We start from the raw sequence: 24,509 nt of genomic DNA, 5'->3' as shown, positions 1-24,509 counted from the left end.
CGATTATTTCGTTAACATACGCGAGATTACTAGACGTTGAATCTCCTGCGTACCCTCGTAAATTTGTGTAATTTTGGCATCACGCATAAAGCGCTCTACCGGATAATCTTTTGTATAACCATAGCCACCAAATACTTGAACCGCCTCTGTCGTTACACTCATTGCTGTATCACCAGCCATCAATTTCGCCATTGCAGATGCCTTCCCATACGGTAGGTTATTAGACTCTAACCAAGCCGCTTGGTATGTAAGAAGTCGAGAAGCCTCAATTTGAGTAGCCATATCTGCTAATTTAAAGGATACACCTTGATTGGCAGTGATTGGTTTACCAAATTGTACACGTTCTTTTGCGTAGTCAACTGCTGCATCAAGTGCTCCTTGCGCAATTCCTACAGCTTGAGCCGCAATACCATTACGTCCACCGTCTAGTGTCGTCATAGCAATTTTAAAGCCTTCCCCTTCAGCACCTAGTAGATTTTCTTTTGGCACACGACAGTTTTCAAAAATAATTTCTGTTGTTGGAGATGAACGAATCCCTAATTTCTTCTCTTTCTTACCTACAGAAAAACCTTCGAATCCAGCTTCTACGATAAATGCTGATGTACCATGTTTTGCCTCTGGATCAGTAACAGCAAATACAATATATGTATCCGCCACTCCACCGTTTGTAATAAAGATTTTTGAGCCATTTAAAATATAATCATCGCCATCACGTTTTGCATATGTTTTCATGCCGCCTGCATCTGAACCTGATCCTGGTTCTGTTAAGCCGTAAGCTCCAATATGTTTTCCTTCAGCCATTGGACGAAGATATTTTTGTTTTTGTTCTTCTGTACCGAACTTGTAAAGTGGCCAGCCTGCCAATGACGTATGTGCCGATAACGTTACCCCTGTTGAAGCACAAACACGTGATAATTCCTCGACAGCAATGACATACGCAAGGTAATCAAATCCTGCGCCACCATATTCCTCAGGCCACGGAATACCCGTTAACCCAAGCTCTGCCATCTTATCGAAAATAGCACGGTCGAATTCTTCATTCTCATCACGTTCTGCCGCTGTTGGCGCCACTTCATTTATCGCAAAATCACGAATCATTTCACGTAATTGTTCATGCTCTTCTGTTAACTGAAAGTTCATTGTCCATTTCCCCTTTTTAATTAGACTCTGTTCTGTAGCTACCTGTATGCTGTTATGTCGGCTGAAGGATTTCGATCGCTTTGAGCGGATTTCTCACAATTTGGAGCCGGTCTCCACACTCTTTGAGCGGGTTTCTCACACTTTGGAGCCGGTCTCCACTTCCTTTGAGCGGATTTCTCACACTTTGGAGCGGGTTGCCACACTCTTTGAGCGGATTTCTCACACTTTGGAGCGGGTTGCCACTTCCTTTGAGCGGATTTCTCACACTTTGGAGCGGGTCTCCACTTCCTTTGAGCGGGTTTCTCACACTTTGGAGCGGGTCTCCACTTCCTTTGAGCGGATTCCTCACACTTTAGAGCGGGTTTCTCAAACTTTAGAGCCGGTCTCCACTTCCTTTGAGTGCATTTCTCCCATAAAAGGGTTCTATCCCTTCTTTAAGCGGAGTTCTCTCTCTTCTGAACGGTGTCCACACTTATTTGATCGATTTCCCCATTATACAGAGCGACTTTCTCCTCCATTAATTCATCAACATAACCTAACATCAGGCTTTATTTCAGTAAATGTTTACTAATGACTAATCTTTGAATCTCACTTGTGCCTTCATAGATTTCTGTGACCTTTGCATCGCGGAAGTAGCGTTCTACTGGATAATCTTCTGTATAGCCATAGCCGCCAAATACTTGAACAGCTTCGATTGCAGTTTGTACAGCTGTTCGTGATGCAAAGAGTTTAGCCATTGAGGCTTCCGCTCCACAAGGTAAACCTTTTGCACGTAAATCTGCTGCGCGATAGACTAATAGTTTTGCTGATTCAACCGCTGTTGCCATATCAGCTAGCTTAAAGCCAACCCCTTGTTGTGTAGCAATTGGTTTACCAAATTGTACACGTTCCTTTGCATAAGCAGTAGCCGCTTCTAGTGCTGCTTCAGCAATACCTAATGCCTGTGCTGCAATACCAATGCGTCCAACATCTAAATTGGCCATCGCAATCTTGAAGCCTTCCCCCTCTTCCCCAAGTAGGTTGTCGGCTGGAATACGACAATTATCAAATGTTAATTGAACAGTACGTGAGCCGTGTAAGCCCATTTTCTGTTCATCTTTTCCAATAATTAAGCCAGGTGTTCCTTTTTCGACAATAAAGGCCGAAATACCTCGTGTTTTATCAGTAGGGTTAGTCGATGCGAAGACAATATACACATCAGCCTCACCACCATTTGTAATAAATACTTTTGAGCCATTTATGACGTATTCATCGCCATCTTTTACTGCCTTTGATTGTAATGAACCAGCATCCGAACCTGCACTCGGCTCTGTTAAACAAAACGCCCCTAAATATTCCCCTGCTGCAAGCTTAGGTACATAACGTTTCTTTTGTTCTTCATTCCCGAAGTAAATGATAGGATTTGTACCTACCGATGTATGCACCGATAAAATAACCCCCATTACAGCGCTTACTTTCGATAGTTCATTGATCGCAATAATATACGATGTAAAATCCATACCAGATCCACCTAAGTCTTCTGGTGTTGTAATCCCCATTAATCCTAGTTCACCCATTTGTTGAAGAATCTCTCGGGGGAATTCCCCTGCCTCCATTCGCTCTACCCATGGTTGAATTTTTTCTTGAGCGAAATTACGAACCATATCGCGCATCATAATTTGCTCATCTGTAAATTGCAAATGCATCTATAATGTCACCCCTCTAAGTTGTCCGTTGCATCTATAACCCCATCCCCATAGGATTATTCATATACGTAAAAGCCTCTTCCTGATTTTTTCCCTAGCCAGCCTGCTGCTACGTATTTGCGAAGCAGTGGACAAGGACGATATTTACTATCTCCTAGACCCTCATGTAAAATCTCCATGATGTATAGGCAAGTATCTAAGCCAATGAAGTCTGCTAATGTTAATGGTCCCATTGGATGATTCATACCAAGCTTCATAACATCGTCAATTGCTTCCTTTGTAGCTACGCCTTCATAAAGTGCATAAATTGCTTCATTAATCATCGGAAGCAAGATTCTATTTGAAATAAAACCTGGGAAGTCATTTACTTCCACTGGTGTTTTTGATAACTTAATCGTCATCTCTTCAACAGCTTTGTACACTTCATCCGCTGTTGCTAATCCCCTAATGATTTCTACAAGCTTCATAACAGGTACCGGATTCATAAAGTGCATCCCAATTACTTGTTCCGGACGATTTGTTACCGCTGCAATCTCTGTAATTGGCAGTGAAGATGTATTCGTAGCTAAAATAGCATGTGTAGGTGCAATTTCATCAAGTTGCTTAAAAATGGATTGCTTAATGTCCATATTTTCTACAGCTGCCTCAATGATAATGTCTACATCACTAGCATCCTGTAAATCTAGTGACATAGTAATTCGACCTAGAATAGCCGCCTTCTCATCCTCCGTTTTACGACCCTTTTCTATATCACGTGAAAGATTTTTTGTAATAACCCCAATCCCACGCTCGAAGAATTCTTGTTTGATATCGTTTAATTTCACTTCATAGCCTGCTTGTGCACAAACCTGTGCAATGCCAGAGCCCATTTGCCCTGCACCAATGACCATTACCTTTTGAATTCCCATTAGTTCAGTCCCCCTGTTTTCGGTACTTCTATCATAATTGCATCTCCTTGACCACCGCCTGAACAAATTGCTGCAATGCCAATACCCCCACCACGGCGCTTTAATTCATGTGCAAGCGTTAAAATAATACGTGCTCCAGACGCCCCAATCGGATGACCTAAAGCAACTGCACCGCCATTTACATTGACCTTTTCTGCATCTAAATCAGCTAATTGCTTGCTAACTAAAGCAACTGCTGCAAAGGCTTCATTAATTTCAATCAAATCAATATCAGCTAATGATTTATTAGTCTTTTTCAGCAATTTATTAATAACAAGACCAGGAGTTTGCGGGAAATTTTCAGGCTCTATTGCTAGCTCTTCGTGCCCAATAATTACTGCCAAGGGCTCTCTGCCTTCACGTGCTGCTCGTTCCTCACTCATAACAACAAGGGCACATGCACCATCATTAACGCCAGGTGCGTTACCTGCTGTAATTGTGCCATCCTTATCAAAGGCTGGTTTCAGCTTCGCTAGTACCTCCAAGGATGTACCTGCTCTTGGTGCTTCGTCTGTATCGACAATAAGCGGCTCGCCTTTGCGTTGAGGAATCTCTACCGGTACGATTTCTTCTGCAAAATATCCTTTGTCAATTGCTGCAAGAGCACGTTCATGACTGCGTACTGACCAAGCATCCTGCTCCTCACGGCTTAGTGAAAACTCTTGAGCCGTCGCATTGCCATAGCTCCCCATATGTGGTCTTGCTTTATCGAAAGCACAAGTTAGACCATCATATAGCATGCCATCCACCATTGTGGAATCTCCCATTCTTAAACCATTTCGACCATTTAATAGATAGTACGGAGCATTGGACATAGACTCCATTCCACCAGCAACAATCACTTCTTCGTCCCCTAATCGAATCAATTGATCGGCTAATGTTACAGCCCGCATCCCCGACGCACAAACTTTATTAATTGTTTCTGTTTTTACCTCTATTGGTAAATTGGCTTTTATTGCTGCCTGTCGAGAAGGAATTTGCCCCTGTCCCCCTTGTAATACAGAGCCTAAAATCACTTCATTGACTTCTTCTGATGCAATATTTGCTTTCTCTAATGCACCTTTTATTGCAATTGCCCCTAAATCACTTGCATGTAATGGCGATAATGAACCACCAAATTTACCAAATGCTGTTCTTGCTCCTGCTAAAATTACAGTTCTATTCAAGTAAAACACCCCTTTTGTTTTACGTACTCGATGAAGTAGTGAAGCATTTTATTGACTGAACGCTCGCTCGACTCCTATCGATAAAAAATGGGAGTTTGTTATTTCAACTCCCATTTCTATTTAATCTTATTCTACAAAACAATTTTTTATTGTGCAATTTATATTTTTCAGATAACTAAAATATTTCTGCAATAGTGATCATTTTTCTGCGTTTGCTTCAACATTCTCGTCTTGTTGAATGTTTTCTACTGACGCTACGACTTCTTCAAGTGTATCTTCTTTTGCTTCTTCAGAAGATTGTTCTGTAGCCTTCACTTTTTCACCAAACACTGATCGCTCTAGTAATTCTGCAACATCAAATGTTCCAATTGAATCTTCCACTTCTTTTGCCTTTGTGCCATCCTCTAGCATTGTTAAGCAGTAAGGACATCCAGAGGAAATAACAGATGCATTTGTTGCAAGAGCCTGCTCTGTACGCGCCACGTTAATGCGGTTACCGACATGCTCTTCCATCCACATTAAGCCTCCACCAGCACCACAGCACATAGCTGATTCGCGGTTTCGTTCCATTTCTACAAGCTTCACGCCTGGAATACCTCGTAAGATTTCACGCGGAGCATCATAGACATCGTTATAACGTCCTAAGTAACAAGAATCATGGAAAACAATTGTTTCATGCACCTCATAATTTAGCGCTAGACGATTTTCTTCAATCAACTGATTTAATAATTCAGTATGGTGATAAACTTCACCTTTCCAGCCAAAATCTTGATATTCGTTTTTAAAGATGTTGTAAGCATGAGGGTCAATTGTTACGATTTTTTTCACATCGTTTTTAACAAACTCATCAATATTTGCTGTAGCTAGCTCCTGGAATAAAAATTCATTGCCTAAACGTCGAGGTGTATCCCCAGAGTTTTTCTCTTTATTACCTAAAATTGCAAACTTCACACCAGCTTCGTTTAATAAGCGGCAGAACGCCAAAGCAATTTTTTGAGAACGGTTATCGAATGCCCCCATCGAGCCAACCCAGAATAAGTACTCCATTTCCTCACCAGATTTTTTCAGCTCTTTTACTGTTGGAATATGGATTGTTGGATCAAGGTCACGCCAGTTTTCTTTCTCTTTACGGTTTAAGCCCCAAGGGTTTCCTTGTCGCTCGATATTTGTCATAGCACGTTGCGCATCTGGGTTTACTTTCCCTTCCGTCATTGTTAAATAACGACGTAGGTCAATGATTTTATCAACATGCTCATTCATTACTGGACATTGATCCTCACAGTTACGACAAGTCGTACAAGCCCAAATTTCTTCTTCCGTAATGACATCGCCAATTAAAGATGGACTGTAAATATCTTCAATCACAGCACCTTCAGCACCAGCAGCCATTGCAAGTTGATTACCCTTTGTATTGGCAAAGAATTGATATGGTACCCAAGGCTTTTGCTTCGTTACAACAGCTCCAGTAAATGTTAGATGATCGCGTAGTTTTACGATTAAATCCATTGGAGATAGCATTTTTCCTGTTCCTGTTGCTGGACACATATTTGTACAGCGCCCACATTCTACACAAGAATACAAATCTAGCATTTGCTTTTGCGTGAAGTCCTGTATGCGCCCAACCCCAATTGAAGGCATATCCTCTTCACTTTCAACGTTTTCACCAGCTTCTTCTAAAGCCTCAAAATCGATTGGTGTTAATGTACCTGTGCGATCTAAACGATTCATGTAAACGTTAAGCGGACTTACAATTAAATGGAAATGCTTAGATTGTGGAACGTACACAAGGAATGTTAGTAAAATTAAAAGGTGTGCCCACCACATGACATAAAATACTCCAGCAGCTACTGATGTAGGTAAGAAACCAAAAATAGCAGCAATGCTAGAAGCAACTGGCTCTGTATACGTTAATCCTTCACCATGCCAAATTAACCCCATACCATTGGCAAGTAATGTTGATACCATTAATCCCCCAATGAAAATTAATACAAGACCGTTTTTCCATCCTCTCTTTAGACGCACTAGCTTTTCCACATAGCGTCGGTAGAATGCCCACACTACTGCGATTAAAATCATTAAAACCACAAGCTCTTGGAAGAATGTAAAGACACCATAGAATATGCCTAATGGCAGATGTGATCCTGGTGCTAACCCCTTCCAGATTAAATCAATAGCACCTAGCTGTACCATTAAAAACCCATAGAAAAACATAACGTGAATTAATCCACTTTTCGGATCCTTTAATAGCTTATTTTGACCAAATACATTGACCATAATATAGCGAAGTCGTTCCTTAACACTTTCATCAAACTCAACCTTTTTCCCCAATTGCACATATTTATAGCGTGTTTTTAACAGATAGAAGAACAATCCTACTGCATAAAGCACAACCACGACTGTTAAGACAATGTTAGCAATTAATAATGGACTCATGGTTGGTCCCCCCTTTAGTTTGTCGTCATTTTCTCTCTTTGTGGAAAATTTGCTAGTTCATACGGAAATGTACGTCACTTTATCATTATATTCCTATTCTAATAAATGAGTGAGCATTCAGTCAACATAAAACGGAAATATTTCTGATAATTTTATATTCTTACATTTTACAAGAAAAAAAGCCACCCTGAATTTTTTTCAAAGTAGCATTTTTTACTTTCCTAATCAATTACAACTAGAGATTCACTGATACAACATTAAATTACATTTTATTTTTTAAAGACATTGCCGCTACGAATATATTCTACATCTGCTACATTTAATCGAGCATTCACAACACGTGCAGCAGCAAATAAGTAATCTGATAATCGATTTAAATATTTTTGAACAACCTTTGGCACATCCTCAACTTCCTTCATAAGCGTTACCATTTCACGCTCTGCTCGACGTGCAACTGTACGAGCAATGTGTAAAGTAGCAGCTGCTGGTGCACCTCCTGGCAATATAAAGCGTTGTAACGGTGGTGCTTCATCGGATAATGCATCAATACGTGCTTCAAGCACCTCAATTGGTTGTTCTGTTAATTTATAGTGGCGCTCTTTCATCACATTGGCTAAATCTCCACCTGCATCGAATAGTTCATGCTGAATTGTTTCTAGGTCTGTCAAAATATCCTTGAAAAGCGCTTGATCTAATTCACTAACAGCCTTACCAATAAAGGAGTTTAATTCATCAATCGCCCCATATGTTTCAACACGCAAACTATCTTTATCAACGCGACCTCCAATAAGACTTGTTTTCCCTGTATCACCTGTTTTCGTGTAAAGCTTCATTTCTCTCATCTCCTAAAATGAATTTTTATAATTTCTGATTGCCTGAACCGTTGTCTCATAAACACCTTTAGCAATCATTTTACCAACCTCTGTAATTGGACCACCATACAGCATTTCTTCCCCTTTTTGCGTCGCTGCAATTAAAAGACTGTCTGTAGCAGTTCCTGTAGCAATGGTTCCACTACGCTCGTCACGTATATTTTCTGAATGTAAAGCTTTCGTTTTTGCCTCAGTAGCTGTCATCATTGCCTGAAAAAATGCTTCCTCTGATAAACAGCCATTGATAATGACCCATGTATTAATAGTACCAATATATGGATCATCCTGTCTTTCATGTACACGTGACACATCAACCGCATTCCCTACACCAGCTGTTACAGCTACTATCATACTGCCAAAAGGAGCAGAAAATTCATTCATTGCTACTAGAGATGTTGGTACTGCTGTTAACATAACAACCGTATTTGTAGGCGAAAATTTACCCTTACGCAAAAACTCGTTGACTTCTCTCTTCACATCACTAATGACATAATCACTAGGTACAGAGCGATTTAATAAGCAGTTATGCCAGCCGATACCAGGATTATGAACAGCAGAGGATACTGTTTTTAAAGGAATCTCTGTCTTGAGTTGAATATAATGTTCTGTTATGGTGAAATGTTCCTTTTTGATGACAGCCCGCTCCTGAAAATCGGTAGCTGAGGGCATCATTGTAATTTGTGGTTTTGGTAATTCAGGATGGGCATAGGTAGTCACTCGAGCTTGATAAACTTCTTCGATTTGGGAAGCAACTAATACTTCATGTGGTTCACCAAGTGCTCTCATTTGTCCGCCTTCCATAAGCAATAATTCATCACAATAAAGAGAGGCTAAATTCATATCGTGTAGGACCATCACTACCGTTAAACCACACTCCACAGCTTCCTGCCGAACCAAATCTAAAATTTGACGTTGGTGTGCAATATCAAGATGATTCGTTGGTTCATCCAGCAGTAAAATTTCAGCTGTTTGAGCTAATGCTTGTGCAACAAAAACTCTTTGCTGTTCACCGCCAGATAAAAATTCCATGGCAGTATGCTCATAACGCTTCACGCCTGTTTGTAGCATAGCATGTTGTACAGCCTGTTCGTCCTGTTCAGACCAACTCGAGAAAAAACCTGTTTGATGCGGGTAGCGCCCAAGTGAAACGGCCTCTCTCACACTGTTTGAAAAAGCATTTGCATGAAGCTGAGGTAGTACAGCCATCTTTTTCGCCAAAGCACGAGCATTATAGGAAAGGATATTTTTCCCATCTATAGTAATTGTTCCATCAATAGCTGGTAGTATACCACTCATTACCTTTAATAATGTGGATTTCCCACTACCATTCGGTCCTAGAATACCTAGAATTTTCCCCTTCTCAACAGTGAAGCTTATATCCTTGACGATTGCTACGTCTTCATAGCCACCTGATAGATGTTCGACCACAATCATGCCCGTACCCCCTTGCTTCTTCGTTGCTTATAAAATATGTAGGAGAAAACAGGTGCTCCGATAAATGCTGTAATCACACCAATTGGTAGCTCTCTGGGCAAGATAATTGTTCGTGCTACTAAATCGCAAATAATCAGTAATGTGGCGCCATTTAAAAATGATAATGGCAATAAATGGCGATGATCAGAACCCCAAATCATTCTTGTCATATGCGGCACAACTAAGCCTACAAAACCAATTGTCCCAGAAACCGCTACAGCCGCTCCCGTTAACATGGACCCACCTGCTAAAATCAAATGCTTACTCCGCTTTACATTAACCCCAAGATGTTTCGCTCTCTCTTCACCATATAATAAAACATTTAGCTCTCTTCTTTGTGTCCATAGCATAAGTGAGCCAATCAAAACAAACGGGATAATCATTTGGACATATGGCCATCCACGCATTGATACAGATCCAAGTAACCAACCAACGACTTGGCGTAGCTCTTCACCAGATAAAGCAATCATTAAAGAAATGAGTGAACCTAAAAATGAACTAAAAATAACACCTGTTAATATCAATGTCTCCATTTTTAATGAACGGTCTACCATTCTAGCAAAACTCATCACAACTACCATCGTGATAATAGCGCCAATCATACTAAAAATGGGTAATGCATATAAACCTACAATAGGTATAGATAGGCTAAAAAAGATCGTCATTACAGCACCAACCGAAGCACCAGATGAAACACCTAGTGTATATGGATCTGCTAATGGATTTTTTAGCAAACCTTGAAAGGCAGCTCCTGCAATAGCAAGAGAAGCCCCTACTAGTCCCGCTAACAATACACGTGGCAAGCGGATTTTCCAAAAGATATTGGCGGCTGTTTCATCAACCGCCTGATTCCACAATACTTCAAATGGAATATGCACTGAGCCTATTGCTACGCCACACCAGATGCTAATAAGAAGAAGCGTGCCTGTTACTAAATAGGCTACTGCTATTTTTTTCACTTAAATACCTCTGGATAGATCGCTTTTGCTAATTCTTCAAGACCTTCTCCTAAACGAGGACCTTGACGACTTGTTGTGTTTTCATCTACTTGTACAATTGCTTTATTTTTCACAGCATTAATTGTATCGAAGCCAGCACGCTGTGGTATTTTAGTTAAAATATCTGGTACATAGTGATATGTCACCACGATGACATCTGGATTTTTAGCGATAATCTGTTCTGCATCAATTTTATACCAATCATCAGCATCTGCCGCTACATTTTCTGCATGGATCATTTCAAGCATCGCGTTCATAAACGTACCATTCCCAGCTGTATAGATATCTGGCTCATCAGATGCTTCTACTAGCACTTTCTTTGGTTCAACATCTTTTACTTTGGCCAGCACTTCTTCTACCTTCGCCTTCATGTTGGCAATAACTTCTTCAGCCTCTGGCAATTTCCCTGTAGCTCGACCAAGCTGCTCAATCGTCGTGTATGTCTCATTAAAATCTTGTGCATTATTGACGACAAATACTTTTACACCCGCTGACTCAAGCTGTTCAATCGCTGCTTCTGAAAGAGACATGCTAGATTCATGTGAAAAAACGATATCTGGGTTGAGGGCAATAATTTTTTCAATATTGTATTCCATACCGCCAACCTTTTCCTTTTCAGCTACCTCTGGTGGATAATCATCGTTGTCTGTAACCCCTACTATTTCATCTTTTAAACCAAGGCTAAATAATATTTCAGTATTACTTGGAATAAGTGAAACAATTTTCTCTGGAGGAGCTTCTAGTGTTATATCCTTGCCAATGGCATCTGTTATGGTCATTGGGAAAGTTGCTTCGTCCACCTGTGATGTCTCTTGCTGTGTTTGCGGTTCATTAGACGACTTGTCGTTTTTCTCCTCTTGGCCACAGGCAGCTAGCAACCCTAGTGTTAAAAATGCTGATAATCCTATCTTCCAAAATTTCTTCATGTGAATCCTCCTTCGTTGATCTGTGCTTTATTTGGGCAGAAATTCTCCTACACAAATAAGACCCCTAATCTACGAATGATGAGGGGTTAACATTGCACCAAAGAACTGATACAAAATCCACCACCCTATCCTCGTAGGCTGTTATGTCTATACTATAAAGGCAGGTCTCCTGGCTTATGCTTATTACGTCTTTTCAAGCCTTCCCGAATATCATCAGTGGCATCTTTTGAAAAAACTCACATTTACAGTGGCGGGACCGCATCGGAATTACACCGTTTTCCCTTTTCACTTTACTTAAGTAAAGAACCTTTATACTATTCAGTTGATTTTATTATACATGAAAACGAAAAAAAGTCGCCCCTATTCAAGACGACTTCTAGCTTCTATACAATATCAGAAAAATATTGTACGGTTTTCATCTGATCTCCAATTTGTCGCAATGACCATGCCTGTTCTAAATAAACGTCCGCAAGCTTTTCATACTTTCCACCAAATTTTTGCGCCCATTCAACTGCTACGACACTTTCATATAACAGCGCCATTTTCTTTGCAACATCTTTTGCTTCAAATGTTTTCGTGGCATCATCTAAAGCACTAAAAATTTGTAAGATCCCAGCTAGTTTCACCAATTGCTCTCTCACAATTTGCACCAAAGCGCTATCTGTTAATTTTTCTAACCGTTCTTCCATCTCATTGACAAAAAGCTCATGTGCCTGAAACTTATCCACTAACCGAATAAGCTCTAACGCCAGAATATTAGCCGTGCCCTCCCATACCGTCAACACTTGAGCATCTCTCAGTAAGCGCGGTGTCACAAAGTCCTCAATATAACCATTGCCACCATGTAATTCAATTGCTTCACTAGCATAATGAACCGCTTGCTCTGCCGTTTCCTTTTTCATAATGGCAATATATAAACGATTCATAATAACATCTTGTTGTGTTCCATGCCCATTCGTTACTTTATCGTATAATTGAATAAGATCAAAAACGGTCGCTACTTCTACATGTAGCTTAGCTGCAAATTTCCCTAATGTATCTTGAATCATTGGGTATTGTGTTAAAGGCTTGCCAAATGCATATCGATTTGTCACATAATGCTTCGCCTCTAAGAAACCTCGACGCATAATCCCAATCGATGCTACGGCATTGCAAATTCTTGAGAGATTCAGTGCCTCCAGCATATAATAAATCCCCTTACTTTGTTCACCTACAACATAAGCAAGTGCACCATCAAATTCAACCTCACCAGATGGAACTGCCCGAACACCCAACTTATCTTTTAGTCGTCGAATACGTAGATGATTTGCCGTTCCGTCTTCTTTACGCCAAGGAACAGCAAATAAGGTTAATCCTTTAGAGCCTGCTTGTGCACCTTCTAGACGTGCCAACACCATTGCTACCCCACACATACCGGCATTGGAAGCGAAGTATTTTTCACCATAGAGGCGAAATTCATTGCCTTCCCTTCTCGCTTCCACAACATTCGCCCCTACATCTGAGCCCCCTTGACGTTCAGTTAAAAATGTTGCTCCTTCATATAACTCTGTATCACCTGTTGCACAAACATGTGGTAAGAAACGCTGTTTAACCTCGTCATCAGCATAATGATCTAATAGATAGGCAGTAGCCATTGTTAATGTCACAGGACAATAAAAACCTGGCTCTGCATGGGACAGCAAATAGCCTTGCGCAAAGCTATAGACATAATTTCCTTTGCGCCCTAGCTGCGGAATATCCTTGTGCACGTAGCCAACAATGCCTGTATTATATGTCTCCTCAATTGTTTTTTTGTAGCCATCATTGACCCAAACCTCTGATATCTCTTCACCATAAGCATCATACCTTTGAAGGCGAGGCTCCCCCTGTCGATCTGTATGTTTCGCTCTTGCATCAATATCACCTGCACATAGCTCCCCGAAATCCGCTAGCTCTTGCTTTGCGTAGGATAAAAACTCTTGATCTAACATCATTTCTATCACTTTTTGGAGCGTCTCATCATCTGTAAAAAAATTCGTCGGCCGCGTTTTCTCCTGTTGTAAAACTTTCATACTATCTCACCTCTTGTCCCTTCAAGGATTGTTTTAAAATTTTGCCTGAAGCATTTCGTGGTAGCGCTTTCACTTTTTCAAAAATGCGTGGAATTTTATACTTCGCAAGATGGTCCTCTAAATATTCTTTTAAAGCATTTTCATTAATTTCTTGATTAGCAGAATAAACCGCCTTCACCGTTTCTCCCCATTGCGGATGTGGTACACCAATAACTGCCACTTCAAATATGCCCTCATAGCCTAATAGGCAATCTTCTATTTCTTTCGGATAAATATTGACACCGCCCGAAATAATCACATCTTTTTTCCGATCAACAATCCAAATAAAGCCGTCCTCATCCATTCGAGCTAAGTCCCCTGTTTTCAACCAACCATTTATAAAGGCCGCATTAGTCGCTACCTCATTCTTGTAGTAGCCAAGCATATTCCCCTCACCTAGTAATACAATTTCCCCTACTTCACCAACACTTACATCTTCTCCATTATCATTGACAATTTTTAATTCTGTACCAAGCGGGGCCCGCTGACCAATACTACCTGCCTTTGTTTCATGTTCCTTCCCAAACAATAATGAGCCACTTGGTCCCGCCTCCGTTAAGCCATACACACAAGTTAAATTACTTGTTCGAAATGCTTGTTGAATGAAACGAACCTCTTGCTGGGATAAGGGTGCACCACCATAGACCCACCACTTCATTGAAGACAAATCAGCTGATTTCAATCTTGGCATCTGCGCTGTTAATAGATAAGCAACAGGTGCACCAAAGAAATGCGTTGTTTTTTCCTGTTCAATTGAATCAATAAATAGATCAGGAGTAAAAGTTGGTGTTAACACATTTGTCGAACCTACTAATACGCCTGCCATTAAAAATAAATGCAATGGTGCCGAGTGTGTTAATGGCATCATGAGCAAAATCCGACTCTCAGGCTTAACTTCCATTTCAACCGCTATCATTTGTGCCACTGTTAATATATTACGATAGCTAAATAACACACCCTTTGGTTTACCTGTTGTACCTGAAGTATACAAAATAGTCGAAGCGTCATCTTCATGAAGCTGACAATCTATCAGTTGTGTACTAGCATCTTGTATCATCGTTTCATAATGAAGCCAGCCTGCTTTTTCTGAGCCTGTTTTAATTTTTATTGGGACAATAGCTAGATGCTCGACTGCAGTAAAAATGGCCTCATGAACGACAATGGCTTTCGCTTCGGCATGCTGCGCCACATATTCGACCTCCTGCAATGTAAATTTCGCATTAACTGGAACAACAATAGCTCCGATACGCTGAATGGCAAAATAACTCACAACAAACTCTAAAGTGTTCGGCATAAAGATTAAAATCTTATCACCCTGCTTTACTCCTTGCTCCAGCAAGGCATGACTAAATCGCGTCACTTGCTCATCTAAATCAAGGTAATTCACTCTTCTGCCATGACAAATAACGGCTTCTTTTTTTGGATACTTACGGGCATTACGTGCTAACAAATTGGAACTATTCATCGTGCATCTCTCCCTTTAAAGTCGCTAATTTTTCATTAAACATGCTATGCATTTGTTGTAACTCCTGCTTCATTTGTGTAAGCTCGGCTATTTTGTGATCTATCTCTTGAATTTTTTGTTCTCCGTATTCAACGGTTCGCTCCAATTGCTGAATACCCGAACGATCAAAATCAAACAGTAAAACCATTTCCTTAATTTCTTCTAACGAAAAGCCGTAACGCTTTCCTCTGAATATAAGCTTGAGCTTCGCCAATTCTTTCCTTGAAAAGGTTCGTTGATTGGTAGATGAACGATGGGGACAAAGAAGACCAAGTTCCTCATAATAACGAATAGTACGTGTTGACACATTAAACTGCTTTGCTACCTCCTGAATTGTTATCAAAGCCATCCCCCCCTCTCCTAATTGGCAACAGTATACCATTGACGTTAACGTAAAGTTCAACAAAATTTTCGAAATTTCCAGAAAAATTAAGAGTGAAGCAGATAATCTAGTGTTCTCTTCATTCAGTTGTAGGTTTATCAGACATTTTCAGTGCTCTATCCACCACTTTTGGAGCTTTATCCATCATTTTCATTGCTCTATCCGTCACTTTTAGAAATCTATCGCTCACTTTTCGCTTTTTATCCATCAAAAAAGCCCCTAACACATTTCATGTTAGGAGCTTAAAAAGGATTACATTTTTTCTGGTGCAGATACGCCGATTAAACGCAGTGCGTTGGCAATTGTTGTGCGTACAGCTGTAATTAATGCTAAACGAGCCTCTGTTAATTCTTTGTTTGAAGCATCTAATACTTTTTCTGCATTATAGAAACTATGGAATGCAGCTGCTGTTTCTTGAATATAGTTTGCGATACGGTGAGGTGTACGGTGTTTCGCTGCTTCAGCAACCACTCTCGGGAAATCGCCGATTTTTTTCAGTAAATCAATTTCTTTTTCTGCTGTTAACAGATTCAAATGTTCTGTTGTGGCAGCAAAACCTTGCTCATTTGCTGAACGTAAAATAGACGAAATACGTGCATGTGCATATTGTGCATAGTACACTGGGTTTTCATTAGATTGTGATACAGCAAGATCAAGATCAAAGTCCATATGAGAATCGCCAGCTGTTTTCACGAAGAAGTAACGAACTGCGTCAAGGCCTACCTCTTCAACAAGCTCACGCATCGTTACTGCGTTCCCTGTACGTTTAGACATCTTGAATTTTTCTCCGTTTTTATAAAGCTGAACCATTTGAATCACTTCAACTTCTAATGTATCGCGATCATAGCCAAGTGCTTGAATCGCTGCTTTCATACGTGGAATATACCCGTGGTGGTCAGCTCCCCAAATATTGATTAACTTATCGAAGCCACGAACAATTTTATCCTCATGGTAAGCAATATCTGGCGTTAAATATGTGAAAGACCCATCATTTTTAATTAACACACGGTCTTTATCATCCCCAAATGTTGTAGAGCGGAACCAAGTGGCACCATCCTCTTCAAACACATGGCCATTTGCTTTTAATTTATCTAAAGCTACTTCAATTTTACCGTTTTCATATAGAGATGTTTCTGAATACCAAACATCAAAGTTCACGCGGAAGTTTGCTAAGTCTGTTTTTAATTTATCTAATTCCAACGCCAAACCGTGCTGGCGGAAGAATGCAAAACGCTCTTCATCTGATTTTGCAAGAATAGCATCCCCATGCTCTTTCACAAGCTTGCCAGCGATATCAATAATATCTTGGCCATGGTAGCCGTCCTCTGGCATTTCAGCATCTAGTCCTAACGCTTGCTTATAGCGTGCTTCTAATGAATAAGCAAGGTTATTAATTTGATTTCCTGCATCATTAATATAGTACTCACGTGAGACATTGTAACCAGCCATATCTAATACATTACACAATGAATCTCCGACAGATGCTCCACGCGCATGTCCTAAATGAAGATCCCCTGTAGGGTTCGCAGAAACGAACTCCACTTGAATTTTTTCACCTGCGCCAGCATTTGAACGACCATAGTCAGCGCCTTGCTCAAGGACCTGTGTAACTACCCCTGTTAGGAAATCTTTACGCACGGTAATATTCATGAAACCAGGACCAGCAATGTCGATTTTTTCGATATCTGTTCCAGCTGTATCAAGGTTTTCTAAAATAGCTTCTGCAATGGCACGTGGTGGCTTTTTAGCAAGCTTCGTTAATTGCATCGCAATGTTAGTTGCATAGTCACCATTTGCTTTATCCTTTGGTGTTTCCAGGTGAATCGTTAATTCTGTGCCAGCCTCCACTAAGCCAGCTTTTTCAACAGCTTGAGCTAGTGCTGCTTTTATAGCCTGTTGTACTTGTTCTACTGCGTTCATCATTGTACCTCCGTAAATGTAATATCTAATGTATAGTTGCCAACGGATTGCCCACCCATTAGTAAATCGTACTGTACATGGAAATCTCCGCCTACTGCCTGCTTCGTAAATGTCATTTTCTTCGTATCTATAACGAGTGGCATGGAACCGAACTCACTCTCATAATGTCCCATTTGTTGTTCAATTATGTTAAGTGGTAACCGCATATTAACCGCTCCAGCACGCATAATGAGTGCCTTCTCTTGACCTAATTTCATCGTTGTGCGGATGGTTTTATCCTCCTGCACCTCTTCATATTTCAAATACAAGCTTCCTGCTTTTTCAAGTAGCTGCCCTTTAAGCCACATTTCATAACTTTCGGACTCTCCATCGCTTGGATGAATTGTAGAAATGAGCTTAATGTTCACTTGCGATCTTACATCGTTCGCCATAACGGACGCTCCCTTTTTAGTCTTTTACTATAACCTTTTTATTATAGGATGAATACGGATGTTTTTTCAAGGTAGAAGTCAACTAGAACACATCTGCTGTGTTTATATGGAAAAATTAAAAATCCTCCCTTTATTAAGAGAGGACTTTATCATTCTATCTATACCTTTTTTTTATAATCAATTGTTGAATCATTAATAATAAAGCACTAACAGTCCAGTATATTGGAATAATCGCAGGGTTGAACAAACTAAAAATAAGGATCATGATTGGATTAACGAACACCATAACCTTCATATTTAATGGCTGGCTTTTTTCTAAAGAAATGCAGCTTTGAATTAAATAGATCAAACAAGCAATCATCGAAATGCCAATATCTATCGTACCTAAATTCATCCAAAGGAAATTTTCACTTGCGATAACTGAATCTAGTTTAATCGCATAATACAGTGAAAATAATATAGGTAATTGAATAATGATTGGCAAACAACCTAATAACGAACTTTTTAAAGAACCTGCTGTTAACTCCTGAATTTGATGTTGAACCTTTATTTTTTCAGATTCGTTATTACTATTCTTAAACTTAGCAGTTAGCGCATCTAATTCAGGCTTAATTGACGTCATTAATTCTTTTGAACGCTTTTGGTGTTGAGCCGATCGAATAAATAACGGCATAAGCATTAATCTTACCGCTATCGTAATACCAATAACACTAATCGCATAGCTTCCTGTGAAAGAATGGATGAAATGTATGAGGTAAATGATAGGTTGTGCTAAAAATGTTAACAATGCTATTCCTCCTAGTTTAAACTTTAAATGAAACTAGGAGAGACACTTTCTTCCTCATTATCTTCTGACGTTCTAATACAAAGAACAAACCACGTTAACATAGGTGGAGTCCAAGTATTCGTGATATTATAGTCAACTTCAAACTCTTCGTCCTTCACTTCTTGAATGGTTATTTTATTAACTAAATACAAATGCAAATGAACACTTAGTACAGTTAAAAGTAAAGAAGCTAATAGCCAAAAGTATTCCATTGTACTGACAAAGATGAATAAATCATTGATGAGAAGTGACCAAATCATCATACTCCTCCTTCCCTATTTTTATTACGTTAGCTAGGAATAAACATGATTTCAGGTACGGATACTATCCATTGAAATCATGTCCTTAGATTATTTCTTTTTACTCTATTTTTCTTATACGAAAGTAATTGAAATAAGTTTCAATTTTATTGTCTTAAATATAAAAATGGGGCTAGCCTTAGCTAACCCCAACAAATCGCTATTTTACTTATTTTACCCAGCCTAAAATCATTTCACGTAATAATTTAGAGGCTGTGTTTGCTGTCATTTCTGATGAGTCGTAGATTGGTGCTACTTCTACAAGGTCAAAGCCTACAACATTTACACCACTTGCTGCAATAGCATGGATAGAGGCTAGTAATTCTTTGGATGTAATACCACCACAATCAACCGTCCCAGTACCTGGTGCATGGGCTGGATCTAAAACATCAATATCGATTGTTACATAAACATTGCGTCCAGCTAATGTTGGTAGCACTTCTTTTAATGGTTCAAGCACTTCAAATTTTGAAATGTGCATGCCGTTTTCCTTCGCCCATTCAAATTCTTCTTTCATGCCTGAACGAATGCCAAATGAATAGACATTCTTTGGTCCGATATGTTCTGCAATTTTACGGATTGGTGTTGAGTGAGAAAGTGGCTCTCCTTCATATTCCACACGTAAATCCGTATGTGCATCAAAGTGAATAATCGCAAGGTCATCGTATTTAGCAGAAACAGCCTTCATGACAGGCCAAGACACTAAATGTTCCCCTCCCATACCAACTGGAACTTTGCCATCCGCTAATAATTTTTCAATGAACTTTTCAATTTCATCTAATGAACGCTGTGCATTCCCGAAAGGTAGTGGAATATCACCTGCATCGAAGTACTTAACTTCTTCAAGCTCACGATCTAAATATGGGCTGTACTCTTCAAGACCAATTGATACCTCACGAATACGTTGTGGACCGAAGCGTGATCCTGGACGATAACTTACTGTCCAATCCATTGGCATCCCATAAATAACTGCTTGTGCATCCTCATAAGTAGGGTGACTTTTTATAAAAACATTTCCTGAATAAGCTTCATCAAATCTCATTGCTAGCCCTCCGAATCATTAAAATATGTTTTTGTTCATCGCTATTCTTCAATTTCCTCTATTATGGCTTACAGGATTGTAATGAAACCTGTATCCTTTCATCCTCGTATACATTATTGGAACGTCTAGCAAATTTCGATTAAAATCTACAAGGTGTGACGTTTATGTCGAATGCTTGCGTTTCAAGTAGTACAAAAAAAGTATAGATGTTTTTGAATAAAGTGCAATAGTTTTTAGTTAGAATTTCGATTAAAGATGATTGTTCGAACACATACTAAAGCTAAATTCGAAGTTGTGAGAAAACGAGGTGAAGTCGGATGAAACGAAAAAGCTATCATCGAAAGCAAAAGCGTGTAAAGCGCACCCGTAAAACCCTTACTCTTTTTGTCGCCTTTGCATCTGCAATTGTCGTAGCATTTGTCGCTCTCCGCATCTATGTTCAAGTGGCTGGTGCACCGCCTTTAACCGTACCGAAAGCCTCCATCTTCTTAGATGAAAATGAGAACCAAATTGGGGACCACTTTACAAATCAACGACGTTATTGGGTTGGTCTCGATGAGATGTCACCTTATTTAAAAGAAGCAGTAGTTGCTGTTGAGGATAAAGATTTTTATAAACATGGCGGTTTTGATTATTCACGTATTGCTGGTGCCATTTTAGTGGATATTAAAGCTGGTGGAAAGGTCCAAGGAGCTAGTACAATTACGCAGCAATATGCACGTAACCTTTATCTTTCCCATGAAAAATCTTGGACACGTAAGTTAAATGAAGCCCTTTATGCTTATAGATTAGAAGTTTTTTATGATAAGGACGAAATACTAGAGGGATATTTAAATACTGTCTACTATGGTCACGGCATGTATGGTGTGGAAGCTGCGAGTCGGTTTTACTTCGGGAAATCTGCCAGCGATTTAACCCTTGCAGAAGCAGCCATGTTAACGGGTGTTCCAAAGGGACCAAGTATCTATTCGCCGATTGCCAATTTAGAAAAGGCTACAAATCGCCAACATGTTATTTTAAAGCTTATGGCAGATCAAGGGGCTATTTCACAAGAGGAAAAAACACGTGCTGAAAATGAACAGCTTGTCTTAAAAAATGATAGTTGGGTTGCAACAAAATCTGTCGCTCCTTATTTCCTTGATGTTGCTTGGCAAGAGGCCAGTGAAATTTTAAAAACAAAAAATCTCGATATTAGTGAAGGTGGCTGGACGATTCAAACGACGCTTAACCTGGAGCATCAAAAAGCAGCTGAAGAAGCAGTTGCAAAAAATATGCCTGCGAATGATCTCCAAACAGCATTCGTTAGTATGGAATCGAAAACAGGTGCTGTTACTGCATTAGTTGGAGGCCGTGATTATTCAGTGAGCTCATTTAACCGTGTAACGCAAGCTAAACGTCAACCAGGTTCTACTATAAAGCCGATATTGTATGCGGCCGCACTAGAAAATGGCTACACACCACTTACTTTTTTAGATGTCGGTGAAACGACCTTTACTTATGATAATGGTCGTGGAACGTATGCACCTAAAAACGTCAATGGTCAGTTTGCAGATCATGATATGACAATGGCGCAAGCAATTGCTATTTCAGATAATATATACGCGGTTAAAACATTAGAGGACATCGGCTTCAAGGAATTTCATGATATGGCAAACCGTTTTAGCGTAGGGATTGGTGCGAAAGATAATTTATCAATCGCACTTGGTACAATTGAAACGACGCTATATGAAATGACAAATGCTTATAATATTTTAGCGTCGCAGGGACAGCAAACCATTCCAACAACAATTGTGTCCATTAAAAATGCAAATGGCGATGTTATTTATGAAAACAAAGATGTTACAAGCAAGGCTGAGAAGGCTATTTCAAAAGAAAATGCATTCATTTTAACTGAAATGATGACAGGTATTTTCGACCCTGTGTTCAGTGATTATTCACCTGCTACAGGAATTAGTATCCGTTCACGAATGACACATACTTATGCTGCCAAATCAGGCTCTACTAATAGTGACCAATGGCTAATTGGTTTCACACCAAGCCTAACTGCTGGTGTATGGAATGGCTACGACCAGGGTAAAAACCTTACAACAAAGGAAGACACTTCTGCCACAAAACAGATTTGGATCGACTTTATGGAAACTGTCAACAAAGGAACAAAAAATGAAGATTTTAAAAAACCTAAAGGTGTAGAAGGCGTTGTCATTGATATCGAAACAGGGAAACTAGCGACTGATGCTTGTCCTAAACAGCGTCTTATCTATGTTGAATCAAAAGATGTACCAACTGAAAAATGTACAAACTTCGATATTCTTGACAGTAATACATGGGGAGAGTTTTGGAACATGCTTCCATTCTCACTTTTCAAAGGCGATGAAAAAAATAAGCAATAATTCGGAAACCTTTTTGAGCATTACACGTTCTATGTTATGAAGGCTCTCGACAAAGTAACGAATAGACAAAAAAATAAGAAAAGCTTTCTCTTCCCCGGAAACATGTCCGTGGGAACAGAAAGCTTTTCTTTTTATGGTTCGCGAAGTATGAGCATCATGGGGCATTTGGCTTGGGTTTGGGTTGTTCAAATGCCGCATAGCGCTCATCACATTCGCGATACCAAGTGTCCTAGCTTACTAAAATGTAAGCTCTGCATCAAGTGTACTTTGTTTCAAACCCACTTTCAACCTAATATCGAAAGCGATTGCAAAATGTCACAGATTGTTCAATCATTGTTGGACTATTCAACAAATAAGTCTTGACGCAATTGCTCCTCACTACGTTTCCATAATTCAGGATTAAGTTGCTCTAGGAAAGTAGCCAATACTTTTTTAGACGGTGCATCCATATGCTCTACAATAATTTGACGCTTCATGGATTTATCCATTTTGTTTACATGGTCAGCTAAAATTTTATAACCACGACGCTTTTCGCGATTAACAACCATTTCACAAGCAGTTACACCTGCATAGTATGGCCCATCCTCTTTATGATCGATAGTCACCCATACTAGCCAATACGGTTTTCCACCCTCTGAATCAGCGCGATCTACCGTAAATTTAATACCTCGTTCTACATCACTACGTGCATGCATCGCACCAATCTCAACAGAAGCCGTCCCCTCTTCTACATCAATTATCACGGGCGATACATTCTCTAGTGAAAGTGAACCAATTCCAAACCCTTTATGTCCATCTGTTGGATCATTTTTTATAATGGTAAAACCCATTTTTTGTTTTGGTTTTTCTTCATTTGCCATACTTAAATATCCTCCATTCTGCTATTATAAAGGAAAGCATATCGACGCATTATTTTGTCATACTATACGCTATTTTCAACATTGCGCGTATGCCTCAACGCAAGTAAGAAGTTTATACTTTCTTATAAACTAACTATACAACATTATTCTATAAAGGAGGCAATATTATGCCATACGTAACAGTGAAAATGCTTGAAGGTCGTACAGAGGAACAAAAACGTGCTCTTGTCAAAGAAGTAACAGAGGCCGTTTCTCGCACGGTAAATGCACCTGCAGAAAATGTAACAGTTTTTATCGAAGAAATGTCTAAAAACCATTACGGCGTTGCAGGCGTACGTTTTAGTGATAAATAAGAAAAACTGGGTAGAGCAAGTAACACTCTACCCTTTTTTATAGAGATTTTGTTATTTCAATGTCAGGATGTGATAGATTGAAGCACTACAAACGAATCTTACTTATTTTAATACTGATTATTGGTCTATTACTTATTTTTATTCAGCCCATTCAAAATGCAATTATTGACCGTTTAAGTGATCAATTAAATACAGCCGATTATAGTGCAACGGATATTGAAAAAAACAATCAAGCACATGCAGATTTTGAGTTTGACAATGTACAATCACTTTCTATTGCAGAGGTGCTCCAAGCGCAAATAAAGGCTAGCAATATGCCTGTAATAGGCAGTATTATCGTGCCAAATGTACAGATGCAGCTTCCTATTTTAAAGGGCGTTGGCAACGCTGTCCTTGCCGCTGGGGCTGGTACACTGAAGCCTGATCAGCAGCTTGGACAAGGAAACTATGCGTTAGCAGGTCATTATTTCGAGAATAAGGATATTCTATTTAGCCCACTCTATCAAGCACAAGTTGGCGACATCATTTATGTAACAGATATGACAGATGTGTATGAATATAAATTGGCAACCAAAAAAGTGATTGCTGCAACAGATATTTATATTATTGACGACCTTCCTGACCAAACATTACTAACATTGATTACTTGTGCAGAGAAAGGAACGAAGCGACTAGCTATACAGGCAGACTTTGTGCAAAGCTATCCTATAGAAGATGCACAGGATATCCTTCAGCCCTAATAAAAGCGCCTTCCAAATTGGAGGCGCTTTTT

The 24,509-nt window shown here is 39.6% G+C and carries 23 protein-coding genes and 1 riboswitch; of the genes, 3 read left to right on the top strand and 20 right to left on the bottom strand.

The window, feature by feature from the left end:
- Positions 1 to 3: 3 nt before the first annotated feature.
- From OU989_RS02430 to speB, 19 genes are all read right to left on the bottom strand, one after another.
- Positions 4 to 1,140: an acyl-CoA dehydrogenase gene (locus OU989_RS02430; RefSeq protein WP_274795525.1), complete on the bottom strand. Its 1,137-nt coding sequence runs from the start codon at positions 1,138 to 1,140 to the stop codon at positions 4 to 6.
- Positions 1,141 to 1,192: 52 nt separating this feature from the next.
- Complete coding sequence (locus tag OU989_RS02425; protein ID WP_274795524.1) at positions 1,193 to 1,489, bottom strand: hypothetical protein; 297 nt, start codon at positions 1,487 to 1,489, stop codon at positions 1,193 to 1,195.
- Between the two features lie 199 nt (positions 1,490 to 1,688).
- On the bottom strand, positions 1,689 to 2,825 hold the full coding sequence (locus OU989_RS02420; RefSeq protein WP_274795523.1) for an acyl-CoA dehydrogenase: 1,137 nt from the start codon (positions 2,823 to 2,825) through the stop codon (positions 1,689 to 1,691).
- Positions 2,826 to 2,881: 56 nt separating this feature from the next.
- The gene (locus OU989_RS02415) at positions 2,882 to 3,733 is read right to left on the bottom strand and encodes a 3-hydroxybutyryl-CoA dehydrogenase (RefSeq protein WP_274795522.1); all 852 of its coding nucleotides are present in this window, start codon (positions 3,731 to 3,733) and stop codon (positions 2,882 to 2,884) included.
- Positions 3,733 to 4,938: an acetyl-CoA C-acetyltransferase gene (locus OU989_RS02410; protein ID WP_274795521.1), complete on the bottom strand. Its 1,206-nt coding sequence runs from the start codon at positions 4,936 to 4,938 to the stop codon at positions 3,733 to 3,735. Before OU989_RS02410 ends, OU989_RS02415 begins: the two co-directional genes overlap by 1 nt.
- A gap of 198 nt (positions 4,939 to 5,136) precedes the next feature.
- On the bottom strand, positions 5,137 to 7,371 hold the full coding sequence (locus OU989_RS02405) for a heterodisulfide reductase-related iron-sulfur binding cluster (protein ID WP_274795520.1): 2,235 nt from the start codon (positions 7,369 to 7,371) through the stop codon (positions 5,137 to 5,139).
- Positions 7,372 to 7,640: 269 nt separating this feature from the next.
- Positions 7,641 to 8,204, bottom strand: a complete 564-nt coding sequence (locus OU989_RS02400; RefSeq protein ID WP_004231536.1) for a cob(I)yrinic acid a,c-diamide adenosyltransferase — start codon at positions 8,202 to 8,204, stop codon at positions 7,641 to 7,643.
- A 12-nt stretch (positions 8,205 to 8,216) separates the two neighbouring features.
- A complete protein-coding gene (locus OU989_RS02395; protein WP_274795519.1) occupies positions 8,217 to 9,677 on the bottom strand; it encodes an adenosylcobinamide amidohydrolase in 1,461 nt (486 codons plus the stop codon).
- Complete coding sequence (locus tag OU989_RS02390) at positions 9,674 to 10,675, bottom strand: FecCD family ABC transporter permease (protein ID WP_274795518.1); 1,002 nt, start codon at positions 10,673 to 10,675, stop codon at positions 9,674 to 9,676. The genes OU989_RS02395 and OU989_RS02390 overlap by 4 nt, the downstream gene beginning before the upstream one ends.
- Positions 10,672 to 11,640 (bottom strand): ABC transporter substrate-binding protein, encoded by a 969-nt coding sequence (locus tag OU989_RS02385; protein WP_274795517.1) that lies wholly within the window; start codon positions 11,638 to 11,640, stop codon positions 10,672 to 10,674. The genes OU989_RS02390 and OU989_RS02385 overlap by 4 nt, the downstream gene beginning before the upstream one ends.
- A 142-nt stretch (positions 11,641 to 11,782) precedes the next feature.
- Positions 11,783 to 11,966: riboswitch (cobalamin riboswitch) on the bottom strand.
- Positions 11,967 to 12,023: 57 nt separating this feature from the next.
- Positions 12,024 to 13,691: an acyl-CoA dehydrogenase family protein gene (locus OU989_RS02380; RefSeq protein ID WP_274795516.1), complete on the bottom strand. Its 1,668-nt coding sequence runs from the start codon at positions 13,689 to 13,691 to the stop codon at positions 12,024 to 12,026.
- A gap of 1 nt (position 13,692) precedes the next feature.
- A complete protein-coding gene (locus tag OU989_RS02375) occupies positions 13,693 to 15,195 on the bottom strand; it encodes a class I adenylate-forming enzyme family protein (protein WP_274795515.1) in 1,503 nt (500 codons plus the stop codon).
- On the bottom strand, positions 15,188 to 15,577 hold the full coding sequence (locus OU989_RS02370; RefSeq protein ID WP_274795514.1) for a MerR family transcriptional regulator: 390 nt from the start codon (positions 15,575 to 15,577) through the stop codon (positions 15,188 to 15,190). The genes OU989_RS02375 and OU989_RS02370 overlap by 8 nt, the downstream gene beginning before the upstream one ends.
- A gap of 118 nt (positions 15,578 to 15,695) precedes the next feature.
- On the bottom strand, positions 15,696 to 15,824 hold the full coding sequence (locus tag OU989_RS02365; protein WP_274795513.1) for a hypothetical protein: 129 nt from the start codon (positions 15,822 to 15,824) through the stop codon (positions 15,696 to 15,698).
- A gap of 44 nt (positions 15,825 to 15,868) precedes the next feature.
- On the bottom strand, positions 15,869 to 17,536 hold the full coding sequence (gene argS, locus OU989_RS02360) for an arginine--tRNA ligase (RefSeq protein WP_274797263.1): 1,668 nt from the start codon (positions 17,534 to 17,536) through the stop codon (positions 15,869 to 15,871).
- Positions 17,536 to 17,967 carry a YwiB family protein gene (locus OU989_RS02355; protein ID WP_274795512.1) on the bottom strand — a complete coding sequence of 144 codons (432 nt, stop codon included), beginning with the start codon at positions 17,965 to 17,967 and terminating at the stop codon, positions 17,536 to 17,538. Before OU989_RS02355 ends, argS begins: the two co-directional genes overlap by 1 nt.
- A gap of 154 nt (positions 17,968 to 18,121) precedes the next feature.
- A complete protein-coding gene (gene yidC / locus OU989_RS02350; protein WP_274795511.1) occupies positions 18,122 to 18,754 on the bottom strand; it encodes a membrane protein insertase YidC in 633 nt (210 codons plus the stop codon).
- A gap of 23 nt (positions 18,755 to 18,777) precedes the next feature.
- Complete coding sequence (locus OU989_RS02345; RefSeq protein WP_274795510.1) at positions 18,778 to 19,056, bottom strand: hypothetical protein; 279 nt, start codon at positions 19,054 to 19,056, stop codon at positions 18,778 to 18,780.
- A gap of 205 nt (positions 19,057 to 19,261) precedes the next feature.
- Entirely contained in the window at positions 19,262 to 20,134 is an 873-nt protein-coding gene (gene speB / locus OU989_RS02340; protein ID WP_274795509.1) for an agmatinase, read from the bottom strand.
- A 317-nt stretch (positions 20,135 to 20,451) separates the two neighbouring features.
- Between speB and OU989_RS02335 the strand changes: the two genes are divergently transcribed.
- Positions 20,452 to 22,524 (top strand): transglycosylase domain-containing protein, encoded by a 2,073-nt coding sequence (locus tag OU989_RS02335; protein WP_274795508.1) that lies wholly within the window; start codon positions 20,452 to 20,454, stop codon positions 22,522 to 22,524.
- A 341-nt stretch (positions 22,525 to 22,865) separates the two neighbouring features.
- Here OU989_RS02335 and OU989_RS02330 read toward each other — a convergent pair whose 3' ends face one another.
- Positions 22,866 to 23,384, bottom strand: coding sequence for a YwhD family protein (locus tag OU989_RS02330; RefSeq protein ID WP_274795507.1), 519 nt, complete (start codon positions 23,382 to 23,384; stop codon positions 22,866 to 22,868).
- 167 nt (positions 23,385 to 23,551) lie between these two features.
- Here OU989_RS02330 and OU989_RS02325 point away from each other — a divergent pair, with 167 nt between their 5' ends.
- Both OU989_RS02325 and OU989_RS02320 read left to right on the top strand, forming a co-directional pair.
- Positions 23,552 to 23,737 carry a 2-hydroxymuconate tautomerase gene (locus OU989_RS02325; RefSeq protein ID WP_004231516.1) on the top strand — a complete coding sequence of 62 codons (186 nt, stop codon included), beginning with the start codon at positions 23,552 to 23,554 and terminating at the stop codon, positions 23,735 to 23,737.
- A gap of 77 nt (positions 23,738 to 23,814) precedes the next feature.
- Positions 23,815 to 24,477, top strand: a complete 663-nt coding sequence (locus OU989_RS02320; protein ID WP_274795506.1) for a class A sortase — start codon at positions 23,815 to 23,817, stop codon at positions 24,475 to 24,477.
- Positions 24,478 to 24,509: the final 32 nt, after the last annotated feature.

Origin of the sequence: Lysinibacillus irui, assembly GCF_028877475.1 — a bacterium.
GTDB classification, from domain to species: domain Bacteria; phylum Bacillota; class Bacilli; order Bacillales_A; family Planococcaceae; genus Lysinibacillus; species Lysinibacillus irui.
The sequence above is the reverse complement of the archived record's forward strand: the minus strand, read 5'-3'. Positions and strand labels throughout refer to the sequence as shown.

Coding starts and splice junctions, on each gene's coding strand:
- OU989_RS02330 (WP_274795507.1), bottom strand. CDS start 23,384: ATGGCAAATGAAGAAAAACCAAAACAAAAAATGGGTTTTACCATTATA.
- OU989_RS02375 (WP_274795515.1), bottom strand. CDS start 15,195: ATGAATAGTTCCAATTTGTTAGCACGTAATGCCCGTAAGTATCCAAAA.
- OU989_RS02345 (WP_274795510.1), bottom strand. CDS start 19,056: ATGATGATTTGGTCACTTCTCATCAATGATTTATTCATCTTTGTCAGT.
- argS (WP_274797263.1), bottom strand. CDS start 17,536: ATGAACGCAGTAGAACAAGTACAACAGGCTATAAAAGCAGCACTAGCT.
- OU989_RS02380 (WP_274795516.1), bottom strand. CDS start 13,691: ATGAAAGTTTTACAACAGGAGAAAACGCGGCCGACGAATTTTTTTACA.
- OU989_RS02405 (WP_274795520.1), bottom strand. CDS start 7,371: ATGAGTCCATTATTAATTGCTAACATTGTCTTAACAGTCGTGGTTGTG.
- OU989_RS02385 (WP_274795517.1), bottom strand. CDS start 11,640: ATGAAGAAATTTTGGAAGATAGGATTATCAGCATTTTTAACACTAGGG.
- OU989_RS02335 (WP_274795508.1), top strand. CDS start 20,452: ATGAAACGAAAAAGCTATCATCGAAAGCAAAAGCGTGTAAAGCGCACC.
- OU989_RS02430 (WP_274795525.1), bottom strand. CDS start 1,140: ATGAACTTTCAGTTAACAGAAGAGCATGAACAATTACGTGAAATGATT.
- OU989_RS02400 (WP_004231536.1), bottom strand. CDS start 8,204: ATGAAGCTTTACACGAAAACAGGTGATACAGGGAAAACAAGTCTTATT.
- OU989_RS02325 (WP_004231516.1), top strand. CDS start 23,552: ATGCCATACGTAACAGTGAAAATGCTTGAAGGTCGTACAGAGGAACAA.
- speB (WP_274795509.1), bottom strand. CDS start 20,134: ATGAGATTTGATGAAGCTTATTCAGGAAATGTTTTTATAAAAAGTCAC.
- OU989_RS02365 (WP_274795513.1), bottom strand. CDS start 15,824: ATGGATAAAAAGCGAAAAGTGAGCGATAGATTTCTAAAAGTGACGGAT.
- OU989_RS02355 (WP_274795512.1), bottom strand. CDS start 17,967: ATGGCGAACGATGTAAGATCGCAAGTGAACATTAAGCTCATTTCTACA.
- OU989_RS02395 (WP_274795519.1), bottom strand. CDS start 9,677: ATGATTGTGGTCGAACATCTATCAGGTGGCTATGAAGACGTAGCAATC.
- OU989_RS02415 (WP_274795522.1), bottom strand. CDS start 3,733: ATGGGAATTCAAAAGGTAATGGTCATTGGTGCAGGGCAAATGGGCTCT.
- OU989_RS02420 (WP_274795523.1), bottom strand. CDS start 2,825: ATGCATTTGCAATTTACAGATGAGCAAATTATGATGCGCGATATGGTT.